The organism is Pseudarthrobacter cellobiosi (genome assembly GCF_023913755.1).
GTDB lineage: Bacteria > Actinomycetota > Actinomycetes > Actinomycetales > Micrococcaceae > Arthrobacter > Arthrobacter cellobiosi.
Genome location: NZ_JAMXBJ010000035.1, coordinates 60,585 through 71,384, shown reverse-complemented (window position 1 = coordinate 71,384; position 10,800 = coordinate 60,585). Strand labels below are relative to the sequence as shown.

Here is a 10,800-nt window from a genome sequence, read left to right as displayed (position 1 = left end):
GTACCCGGAACTTGATGATTAGAGGTTGATCTCCGAATCTTCGACCGCGACCTCGGTGTCCACAGCCACGTCAGTGTTCGTCGAGTTGTCCTCGGTGGAGTTGTCCTGGAAGGAGTCCTCGACCTCGACCTCAACCGGGTTGAAGGAATCAACAACCTCCACCTCGGTGGTCTCGGTCTGCGAGTTGTCGTTGAAGGAGTCCGCCACGTCAACCGCAACATCGGTGTTGGTGGAGCTGTCCACGGAGGAGTTGTCCTGGAAGGAATCCTCGATCTCCACGTCGGTGTTGGTGGAGCTGTCCACGGAGGAGTTGTCCTGGAAGGAATCCTCGATCTCCACGGCAACATCGGTGTTCGTCGAGTTGTCCGAATTGTCGGAGTTGTCCGAGTTGTCGGAGTTGTCCTGGAAGGAATCCTCGATCTCCACCGAGTTGTCCACGGAGTTATCCGAGTTATCGGAGTTATCCGAGTTATCGGAGTTATCCGAGTTATCGGAGTTATCGGAGTTGTCGTTGAACGAATCAGCGACATCAAGGTCAACGTCGGTGTTGAACGAATCGTCCACATCCAGGTCGCTGTTGCCGATGTTGACGTCACCGCCGGCCGTGATCGAGTTGTCCGTGGAATTGTCCGTGGTGTTGTCCGTGTTGTAGGAGTCCGTGGTGTTGTAGGAGTCCCGGACGTTGTTGTCGTCGCCGGCAGCCAGGGCCTGATCGCCGGATGCGATGACAGCCTCGTTGTCGAACCATTGGTTCACATCGCCGTCGGCCCAGATGTTCTGGTTCACGGACTGGTCCGTGATCGTGTCGCGGTCGTCCACCGTCGACGTGTAGGAGTAGTTGTTCACCACGTGGTGCAGCTGCTGGACGGCGTGGGCGTGGTCGTCATGGTGGTCGTGCCCCGCCGGTGGCGGGGTGTGGCCTGCGCCGCCGCCTGCAGGAGGCGGGGTGTGGCCGGCGCCGCCGTTGCCGCCGGTCCACGAGGTGTTCCCGCCGGTGTTGTACTCCCGGTCGAAGGAAGAAGCGTTGACGGTGATGGGTGCGTAGTCCAGGACAACCGGCATAGCGGCGTCAACATCGGCCGAGCAGACTTCGCGCAGCCCGGCATCCTCGAGTGATCCTTCCGGATCGTTCAGGAACTCCTCGGCAGCGGCGGGGTTGTTGAATAGTCCCATCAGAAACTGGACGAGCTGGTTTGCGAGTGTAGGCATTGGATGGTCCTCAAATCTTCTCTGAGTTGTGGAACGCCAGGCCTCGGTGCCGGGCTTAAATCAAACCTAAGGTCCTTGGTAGGGGCCGGGCATCGGGTTGTGTCCCCGTATCCGGATGCCCCGCATTAGGGGTTTCCCTGTTTCGTGGCTAGGGGCAGTAGGGACTCAGTCCGGGCCCGGATGATCTGCACTTAGCGCCAGCCTCAGGCGCACCAGTAGATCGGAGCGGTTTTCGGCCCCAAGCCTCCGCCGCATCCGAGCAATGTGATGTTCAGCGGTCCGGGGGGAAATGTAGATGGCTTCGCCGATTTCCCGGTAGGTCTTCCCTTCCAGGACCAACCGTGCCACTTCCTTTTCGCGTTCGCTGAGCCCCGAGGCGTCCGGATGCGCGCCATGGTTGTTCTCGGCGGCGCTGCGGCGTACTTGCGGTGGCAGCCCGGCGGGTGGCCCGGTGGTTCCGCCCTGCGGGTGGAGGTCCCTGGCGCAGGCAAGGAGCCGCACCATGTCCCTGCGCTCGTCTGCCTGCGCGGCCGCATGTCCTGCCAGCCGGGCCCCTTCCCACGGCATGCCCACCACTTTCAGTCCCCGGGCAGCGTTCTCCACATCCGTCGCCTGGAACCGGCCGGCCAGGACGCTGACCCAGGCCTTGCCGGCGGCGGCGAGCACAGCGGCCATGTGACTGTAGTCCGCGGCCCGCACCAGCGCTGCTGCATGCGGGGCAAGGTCGGCCGGGCTTTGGTTCAGCAGGGCAGCCTGGACTGCCGCCCAGTGAAGCGGAACGGCCCACAGGGGCGGCTCCCCCAGCTTGGTCAGCAGAGCCCACGCTTCATCCAGATAATGCGCGACGCGCCGTGTCTCCCGCAACCGGGCGGCAGCAATCATCAGTTCGCCCCACGGCAGCAGGCTGTAAAGGTCGACGGCGGTGTGCAGCATCGCTTCGCGGGCGCGCTCCCAGGCCATCACCAGGTCATGGACGTCGCCGCTGCGCCGCGCAAGGCCCACTTCCAGGGCCGCGCACAGGAACTCGTCCCTGGGCACCAGCGGCCAGTGGTTAGCTTTGGAAGCTTCGTTGATGGCCAGCCGTGCTTCGCCAGCATCGTCCTGCTGCATGGCCGACCACGCCTGCAAGAGGTGGAGCCGTGGCCTGGCGGCGTCACCGCCCTGCCTCGCGGCGACAGCGGAGCGGATGATGGTGTCCGCTACGTGGGGTTCACCGCTGTGGAGGGCCAGCAACGCGGCCAACGCTCCAGGGGTGTCCGGAAGGGGTAGCGCCGAACCGGACGCGTTGAGCATGTCCGAAGCATGGATCAGCAGGGGAAGGCCCTTGTGTGGATCCCGCTCCATCGACTCCATCACGCCCTTGCCCGTTTGCGAAAGCGCCACCGCCACTAGGGTGGGCGACACCGATGCCGACCCGGCGGGAAAGGCCTCTTCCGCGCCCATCCGGTTGCCGCTGCCGATCATGGCCACCGCGGCAAGCGGTGCGGACCGGCCCATGTTCGCCGGACCAAGCCAGGCATAGAGGTCGGCGCTGCGGACCAACAGCCCGCGCTGGGCCCAGACGGAAGCGGCAACATCCACGCCCAGCCTGACGTCCGGCGGATCGGAGCTCACCAGGAGACCGTCAATAATTCGGCCGGCGGCGTCGAGGTCGCCCGCTGCGGCTGCGGCCTGGGCGCGGCGGGCAGCGGTGCGCAGTTCATCCGCCCCTGCCAGCAGCGCTTCGCTGTATAACTGGGCGGCCAGACCGGGGTCGCGCTGCAGCGCTTTGTCCGCGGCGGCTTCGAGTTCGGCGGCGACCCTCGGGTCGGCCAGCCCGCCTCTTGCCAGTTCGCGGGCAAGGTCGCCGAGAGGCCGGCCCTCGGCCGACACAAAACCGACGAGTTGCCGCTGCAATGCATGAACCCGGGCCGTGGGCGTGCCGTTCAGGAGCGCGTGCTGCGCCGGGCCGGCGACTGTCCCGTCGGCAAGCAGCAGGCCCGAGGACTCGGCACGCTGAACCACCGCGTCCAGGCCCGGACTGTCAGGACTTTCCAGCTTGTGGTCGAGCTCCGCTGGCAGCGGGCCGGGCAAGGTGAACCCCACGGACAGTGCCAGCAGGAGTTCCCGGACTGCCGCGTTCTCGCCCCACAGCTGCTGTGCCATGTGGCTGGTTCCGCCGGGCGCCGACGTATCTGCCTCGGGCTGGTTCCCTTCGGGCTGCGTGTGTTCGGCCGCCATGACTCAGACCGCTGGCTCGGTGGTTGGCGCGGGATCCATGGTGGGTGACGGTTCCGCGAACGGGTCGGGCACCGGCGCAGGATCCGTCGTCGGCTCGGGCACCGGCGCAGGATCCGTCGTCGGCTCGGGGGCCGGGGCCGGGTACGTCGTCGGGTCCGGCGCAGGATCCGTCGTCGGATCCGGGGCCGGGTCGGTGGTCGGGTCCGGCGCAGGATCCGTCGTCGGATCCGGGGCCGGGTCAGTGGTCGGATCCGTCGTAGGATCCGTCGTAGGATCCGGAACCGGGTCGGTCGTAGGATCCGGGGCCGGGTCAGTGGTGGGGTCCGGAACGGGGTCGATGGGCAAAGGATCAGGGCCGGGTCCCGGATCCGTCGTAGGGTTGGTCACCGGACCCGGGGTGAAGCCTCCGGAACCCTGTGCAGGCTCACCTGAGGTGCCCGTCCCGGCAACGGCCTCGCCGGCGGCTGGTTGGCCTGCTTCGGTAGGTGGCCTGCTGGTGGGCGAGGCAGCAATGTCCAGTCCCGCGGAACTGGACGCCGCACCGCTGTCCTTCGGCCTGGCGCTGGCTTCAATCCCCTGCACCGGGGCCTGCGCCGCGCCTGCTCCTGCCGCGGGGCCACCGGCGCCGGGACCGCCGGTTCCGCCAGGAGGAGCAGCGTTTGGGGTCTCCTTCGCTGCATCTGCTGACGGGACGAACATCGCCGTAAGGCTGCCGAGCCCGTCCGGGCTCTGGGCTGCCGTCGCTGTGAGCCCGGTGAAGAGCGCGGCCACGGCTGCAACCGCAGTCAACCGCACGGTCGAGCGCGGTCCGTGCGCGCCGCCATGCGCTCCGCCCTTGCGCCAGGCGGCGTGTGCACCGGCGGCATGGGCACCGGCGTCGGCATGCCGGGACCAGCTGGCTCGTTGGCCGGCAACTCCAGGATGCACGTCAGCCTGCGTGAGGACGACGGCGGGGGGTGGCTGTGCGGTCAAGGCAGCGGGCTGCGCGGTCACCTCCGGCTGCGCGCGGAGGGCGGCAATGGCGGCGCCGAGGCAGATGGATGACTTGGGATCGGCGTCCACGGCGATGGGCCGGTCCAGCTGCTCCGAAATCAGCTGGGCCACGAGGGGAATCCGCGACGAGCCGCCGATGAGAAGCACCGCGGACAGGTCAGCCGGGGTGAGCCCGAGGTCCTGCAGCGAACGCTCCAGGGCGTCCACTGTCTCCCGGATGGGCTCGCTGATCATGGCCTCGAATTCGGACCGGACCAGCCGCACCTGCTGCTGGATCCCCGGCATCAGAACCGAAATGCTGGCCTCGCTGTCCGCAGACAGCGCCTCCTTGGCTTCCACACACTCCCGCCGCAGGCGCGCCAAGGCTGCCAGCGCGCCGGGCGCCGACGGGTCAAGATTGGCCAGGCCCTGCCCGGCGTGGTCGGCAACGTACCGCAGGACGGCCGCGTCGAAGTCGGCGCCGCCCAGCCCCTCGATCCCTTCGGGACGGCCCAGTAATTCAAAGTGGCCAGCGTCCGCTTTCTTCAGGACTGCGGTGTCGAAGGTCCCGCCACCGAGGTCGTAGACGGCGATGGTACTGCCATCCTCCACCCGCACCTGTGCGGCGTAGTGCAGCGCCGCCGCTTCCGGCTCGCTGATCAGGGTGACGTTGGCGAGGCTCTTGGCCGCAAGGGCCGCGAGGATAAGCTCCGTGCGGTGCGCGCCCCAGGAGGCCGGGTAGGAAAGGATGATGTCCGACGGCGGCGCGCCTTCGCGCTCTTCAGCCCGGTCTGCGACCCAGCGCGCCATGGTGGCGAAGATTTCCTCAGCGGGGAGGGACAGCGTGCCTACCGCAATGGGGACGTCGTCTCCGACCCGCCTTTTGAACTCCCGCACCACCCGCTCCGGAGAGTCAAGGCCGCGGCGTTCGGCCGCCTCCCCCACGAGGATGGGGCCTTCCTCGGGGTAGTAGACCACAGAAGGAACAGCCGTTCCGCGGAGCCCCAGCGGCAGGCTCTCCGGAACACGCGAATCATTGTGATCAATTCGGACTATGGCGGCGGCGGTGAAACTCGTCCCGACATCAACGGCGAGAACATAGCTCATGGGCACCTCGGCAAAACGCAGCGAGTTGTCTGCGAGCTTCATCACTGACAACTCCCACCAAGGTAGCATCACCGCTTGCCCGACAACACCCTTATTCGTACATCGATTGGCGTATTAGAGGCAGTTTGAGGGGGGACTCCGGAGAAACCACTGCTCAGAGGCCCGAGTAGGAATGCAGGCCATTAAAGAACTGGTTCACGATGGTGAAGTTGAAGACCACGCACAGGTAGCCCACGATCGACAGCCAGGCGGCGCGGGTGCCGGTCCAGCCGCGGGTGGCGCGGGCGTGCAGGTAGCCCGCGTAGACCACCCAGATCACAAAGGTCCAGACTTCCTTGGTGTCCCAGCCCCAGAACCGGCCCCAGGCTTTTTCAGCCCAGATGGCACCGAACATGAGGGTGAACGTCCAGCCGATGAAGGCGATGGCGTTGATCCGGTAGGACAGGTTTTCCAGACTCAGTGCCGAGGGAACCAACCGCATAAAACCAAGCTTGTCAGCGCCGCCGGCAGCCACCGTCTTTTGCCGGTGGGACTGCACGAGCTGGAGGGCGGACATGGCGAACGTGAGGGTGAAGAGCGCGGAGGAGAGCACCGCGATGGAGACGTGGATGATCAGCCAGTAGCTCTGCAGCGCCGGGACCAGGTGGCCCACGGGGGTCCAGTAGGCCACCGAGGCGGCCACCAGCATGATGATGGCCAGGCCCACCACAAACGTGCCAAGGAACCGCAGGTCACGGCGGATCAGTACCAGCAGGAACACGGCCACGGCCACAAAAGCGCCCGTGGTCAGGAACTCGTACATGTTGCCCCACGGCACCCGGCCTGCACCCACGGCACGCGTGATGACGCCGGCGGCATGGATCAGCACGCCGAGAACGGTCAGGGCAACGGCAACACGCGCCGGAACGCGCCGTTCCGCGGCGTAGCGCATATCGGCGTCGGCCGTCTGCCCGGCCCCGGAAGCGTCGCCTCCGCGCTTGGCAACGGACGACGACGGCCGCTCGGCCCGTCCCACCGGTCCGGCCAGGTGCGAGTCCACCCTGTCCGTTACTACCCTGTCCGCTGCGCCGGCTGAGCCAGCAGACGCGCCAACAGACGCACCGGCGCCGGCCATCGCGGGCACCTTGGTACCGGCAGCCTCGGCCGCTTTCAGGTCCACGGCGCGCAGCGCCCTGCTGCTCTTCGCGAGGTCCCAGGCGAAGGCGATGAAGGCCACGGTGTACGTGCCGGCGGCGAGCAGCATAAACAGCTCGCTGTACTGGCCCATGGTTTCGTTGATGGCGAACGGCATTACTGGTCCTTTTTCGGCCCGGTGGGGCCAGCTGGGGAGGTGAGCGAGTCTGCGCCATTATCGTCCTGGCGGCTGGGAGTTTGCTGGGTGACGCTGGAGTCGGAATCGGAATCAGAATCCGCAAGCTGCCACTCTTCGGACAGCAGCTTCCTAACGGCAACCGCTTCCGCGGCGAGCCGGTGGTCCTCACCGCGGGCAAGCAAGCCATACTCCACCATGGTCCGGCCGTCCTCGTGGGTCCCGGTCCGCACCCAGACGCGGCGCCGGTTCACGTAGAGCGAGACGATCAGGCCGCCCACGGCCAGCAACGCGAAAATGAGGGCGTAGAGCTGGCCCGGGTTGTGGTGGATGTCCACGCCCACGTACCGCTTCACGCTGTCAAAGCTGATGCTGCCCTTACCATCCGGCAGTGTATAGGTGCTGCCCGGCGCCAGGGTAATGCCGCCGGCGTCCAGGTTGCGGGCGTTCAGCGGCGTGAGGTCACTGACGTCCAATTCAAAGACGTTCTGCGGCGAGCCAGCGTCCAAGCCAAGGTCCCCGAAGTACGAGTTCAGGGTCAGCCGCGGGTTGAACAGGTCCGGATCGCCGCTGAAGGACACCCCCTCCTCGGTGACAAACGCCGTGGGCAGGAAGAACCCCACGAAGCCCAGCTGTTCAGGCCGTGCGTCGGGGACCTTGATCACCAGGGACGAGTAGTAGTTGTCACCCTGGAGCTTGGCCACCACGGGACCCTGCATGGCCACGTTGCCGGCGCCGTCACGGATGGTCACCACGGGCGCGTAGCCGTTGCCGGTGAGGTAGATGCTGGTGCCGCCCAGGGTCACGGGCTCGTTGACCTTCAGGACTTCCTGCTTGGCGGGCGAGTCCGGGGTTTCCCGGGTGGTGACTTCGGCGTTGAAGTCGATGGGCTGACCGATTTTGCCTGGTGATTCGCGGTCAAACAAGACATCGAATTTGTCCAGCTGGATGGAGTACGGCTGCAGCTTGCTGGACTGGAAGTTGGTGCCGGGGGTGAACTGGTCGTAGCCCACCAGGGTGTTCACGAAGGTGTCGCCCTCCACCAGGATGCGCTGGCCGCTGTAGCCGAACAGGCCGCCCACGGCCACGGACACCAGCACGCCGATCAGCGACGTGTGGAACACCAGGTTCCCCACTTCCTTGGCGAAGCCGCGTTCGGCGCCCAAAGACGGCCGCGCGCCGCCGTCGTCCCTCACTTCAACGCGGTAGCCGCGCTTCTTCAGCACCCCGGCGGCACTGCGGATGGCGTCCGACGCCGGGAGGCCGGCGTCGGCGGGAACCACCAGGGTGCCGTACTCGGGGAGGCGGGAGAGACGTTTGGGGGTCCGCGGCGGCTGGGAGCGCATGGCCTTGTAATGGGCGATGGCGCGTGGGACCACACAGCCGATCAGCGAGATGAACAGCAGGATGTAGATGGCCGAGAACCACGCTGAGGAATAGACGTCGTAGAGCTGCAGGGTGTCCAGCAGCTTCCCGTAGTCCGGGTTGTCCTTGATGTACTGCGTCACGATGGACGGGTTGGCCGGGCGCTGCGGGAACAGCGAACCGGGCACCGCGGCAACGGCCAGGAGCAGCAGCAGGAACAGCGCCGTGCGCATGCTGGTCAGCTGGGTCCAGGCCCAACGCAGCATCTGCACCGGCCCCAGGACTGGCAGCGCCGCCTCAGTTTTGGCTGCGGCAATGGGTGCCGGGGACTTCTTGTTTGCTTTCACGCGCTCGCTCATCAGATCGGCAACTTCACATCGGTTTGGAACCAGTACTGCAACTCGGTGACCCAGGTGCCCCAGACGCCGCTGGCCATCAGCAGGCCCAGCACCACCAGGATCCCGCCGCCGATCCGCTGGATGGCCAGGCGGTGCGTGCGGAAGAAGGACATCACGCCCATGCCGCGTCGCACCGCCAGGGCGATCAGCAGGAACGGGATGCCCAGGCCCAGGCTGTAGACAAATGCCAGGAAGGCACCCTTGGCTGCGGAGGAACCGCCGGACAGGCTCAGGAGCTGGACGGCAGAGTAGGTGGGCCCGATGCACGGGGCCCAGCCCAGGCCGAACGTGAGGCCCAGCAACGGCGCGCCCCACAGGCCGGCCGGCGGCTTGGCATGGATCTTCGCATCACGCTGCAGCCAGCCGAAACCGCCCATAAACACTACGCCCATGAGGATGACCAGGAGCCCCAGCAGTTGGGTGATCCAGGCATTCTGCGAGCCGGTGATCAGGGTGCCGAGCTGGCCGAACGCGCCGCCCAGCAGCACAAAAATCACCGAGAATCCCAGCACAAAAAGCCCGATGCCCACAAGCATCCGGCCGCGCTTCTGCTTCTCCAGGTCCACGCCGCTCAGGCCGGTGACGTAACCCAGGTAGCCGGGCACCAGGGGCAGCACGCACGGCGACAGGAAGGACACCAGGCCGGCGAGCAGCGCCACCGGGATGGCAAGCAGGAGCGAGCCGTTCAGGATGGTTTCGGCGAAGGGGCTGTTCACGGTCCGGGGCCGCCGCTACTCTGCCACAGCGGCGGTGATGAGGGCTTTGAGGGTGCCCTTCTGGATTTCGCCCAGCACTCGCGAGGCCACGCGGCCCTGCTTGTCCAGGACCAGCGTGGTGGGGACTGCCCCCGGCGGGACCAGCCCGGAGACGGCCAGGAGCACGCCGCCGTTCTTGTCGTCGAAGCTGGGGTAGGACAGGTTGAAGGTCTTGTCGAAGGCCTCTGCGGTGCCTTTTTCGTCGCGGAGGTTGACGCCGAAGAACTGCACGCCCTGGTCCTTGAAGCCCTGGTGCAGCTCTTCCAGGATGGGTGCTTCAACGCGGCAGGGTGCGCAGGCGGCGAACCAGAAGTTCAGGACCGTCACCTTGCCCTGGAAGTCCGCTGGGGCTATCTGGGTGCCGTTGAACAGCGTGCCGTTAATGGCGACGGCGGCCTTTCGGTCCGAGGCGGTGAACTCGGTCACCGAGCCGTCCCCGGCCACGTAGTTCTTGTTGTCGCCGGCTTTGGCCTGCTTGGCAAGGGCGTCTTCCTGCGCACAGGCGGACAGCCCCAGGGTCAGGGCGGTCAGGGCGGCGCCGCCAGCAGCGAGTACGGCACGGCGGGATGTCGCGCTTGAAACAGCACGGGATGTTGTGCGGTTGTTCGTCATGTCAGGCTCCGGGGGTGCTGGCGGCACCGGGAAGAAGTGCGGCAGCGGGCTCACTGTACTCAACGCGCAGGAGCGAGCCGTCGTCGTCGAACACCAGGGACGTGATGGACGTCAGCGTGCACTCGCGTTTGCGCGGGTCATGCCACAGCGGCCGGCCTTCGGCGCTGAGGCGGGTGGCCCAGATGGGGAGCTGGTGGCTGACCATAATGGCTTCCGGGCCGTCGGTTCCGTAGTCGCCGGCGGCCAGTTCGATGGCTCGGAGCCGGGCGTCCTCAACAGCTGACCTGACGCGCGCGGCCTGCGCCTTGTACGGTTCGCCCCAGGACGGCCGGAACGGGTTGACCAGGTGCGGCCAGTGCTTGGGCTTCCGGAGCTCGGCCTTGGTGACCTTCATGCCCTGGAAGTAGTTTTCCGCTTCAATGATGCGGCCGTCTGTGTGGATTTCCAGACCAAGCGCCTCAGCGGCGGGAGCCGCTGTTTCCTGCGCCCTGACCAGCGGCGACGCCGCGAGGTAGACGATCCTGGCCCCGCGCGCGGCACGCTCGGCGAAGTGGTCGGCGAGCATCTGCGCCATTTCCCGGCCCAGCTCGGAGAGGTGGAATTCGGGCAGCCTGCCGTACAGAACGCGGTCAGGATTGTGGACCTCGCCGTGGCGGAGCAGATGGACAGTGGATTGGGGCATGTTTACCAGTTTCTCAAAGATGGCGTGCTATCCGAAATCTTCTACATCCAGTAGAACTCAAACTTTTGGAAAAATGTTCCGGAACCGGGAACAAAACATGCAAACGCATGTTTATACTGAATGCAGCGGATAGTTGAGGATTCAACAGATGAAGCGTCAAGCTATCCGGAA

Annotated in this window: 8 protein-coding genes; all 8 read right to left on the bottom strand. The window is 66.3% G+C overall.

The window, feature by feature from the left end; all coding sequences use genetic code 11:
* Positions 1 to 18: 18 nt before the first annotated feature.
* Positions 19 to 1,209, bottom strand: a complete 1,191-nt coding sequence (locus tag NG696_RS05425) for an IniB N-terminal domain-containing protein (RefSeq protein WP_252574567.1) — start codon at positions 1,207 to 1,209, stop codon at positions 19 to 21.
* A 165-nt stretch (positions 1,210 to 1,374) separates the two neighbouring features.
* Entirely contained in the window at positions 1,375 to 3,429 is a 2,055-nt protein-coding gene (locus NG696_RS05420) for a LuxR C-terminal-related transcriptional regulator (protein ID WP_252574565.1), read from the bottom strand.
* A 3-nt stretch (positions 3,430 to 3,432) separates the two neighbouring features.
* Entirely contained in the window at positions 3,433 to 5,550 is a 2,118-nt protein-coding gene (locus tag NG696_RS05415) for an Hsp70 family protein (protein WP_374211176.1), read from the bottom strand.
* A gap of 112 nt (positions 5,551 to 5,662) precedes the next feature.
* Complete coding sequence (gene ccsB / locus NG696_RS05410) at positions 5,663 to 6,799, bottom strand: c-type cytochrome biogenesis protein CcsB (RefSeq protein ID WP_252570263.1); 1,137 nt, start codon at positions 6,797 to 6,799, stop codon at positions 5,663 to 5,665.
* The gene (gene resB / locus NG696_RS05405; protein ID WP_252574563.1) at positions 6,799 to 8,541 is read right to left on the bottom strand and encodes a cytochrome c biogenesis protein ResB; all 1,743 of its coding nucleotides are present in this window, start codon (positions 8,539 to 8,541) and stop codon (positions 6,799 to 6,801) included. The genes ccsB and resB overlap by 1 nt, the downstream gene beginning before the upstream one ends.
* Entirely contained in the window at positions 8,541 to 9,296 is a 756-nt protein-coding gene (locus NG696_RS05400; RefSeq protein ID WP_252570266.1) for a cytochrome c biogenesis CcdA family protein, read from the bottom strand. Before NG696_RS05400 ends, resB begins: the two co-directional genes overlap by 1 nt.
* A 15-nt stretch (positions 9,297 to 9,311) precedes the next feature.
* Positions 9,312 to 9,947 (bottom strand): TlpA family protein disulfide reductase, encoded by a 636-nt coding sequence (locus NG696_RS05395; protein WP_252574562.1) that lies wholly within the window; start codon positions 9,945 to 9,947, stop codon positions 9,312 to 9,314.
* 1 nt (position 9,948) lies between these two features.
* Positions 9,949 to 10,629: a histidine phosphatase family protein gene (locus NG696_RS05390; RefSeq protein WP_252570270.1), complete on the bottom strand. Its 681-nt coding sequence runs from the start codon at positions 10,627 to 10,629 to the stop codon at positions 9,949 to 9,951.
* Positions 10,630 to 10,800 lie beyond the last annotated feature (171 nt).

What these genes read in the sequence shown, in the direction of transcription:
- NG696_RS05425 (WP_252574567.1), bottom strand. Translation starts at nt 1,209, where the DNA reads ATGCCTACACTCGCAAACCAGCTCGTCCAGTTTCTGATGGGACTATTC.
- NG696_RS05420 (WP_252574565.1), bottom strand. Translation starts at nt 3,429, where the DNA reads ATGGCGGCCGAACACACGCAGCCCGAAGGGAACCAGCCCGAGGCAGAT.
- NG696_RS05415 (WP_374211176.1), bottom strand. Translation starts at nt 5,550, where the DNA reads ATGAAGCTCGCAGACAACTCGCTGCGTTTTGCCGAGGTGCCCATGAGC.
- ccsB (WP_252570263.1), bottom strand. Translation starts at nt 6,799, where the DNA reads ATGCCGTTCGCCATCAACGAAACCATGGGCCAGTACAGCGAGCTGTTT.
- resB (WP_252574563.1), bottom strand. Translation starts at nt 8,541, where the DNA reads ATGAGCGAGCGCGTGAAAGCAAACAAGAAGTCCCCGGCACCCATTGCC.
- NG696_RS05395 (WP_252574562.1), bottom strand. Translation starts at nt 9,947, where the DNA reads ATGACGAACAACCGCACAACATCCCGTGCTGTTTCAAGCGCGACATCC.
- NG696_RS05390 (WP_252570270.1), bottom strand. Translation starts at nt 10,629, where the DNA reads ATGCCCCAATCCACTGTCCATCTGCTCCGCCACGGCGAGGTCCACAAT.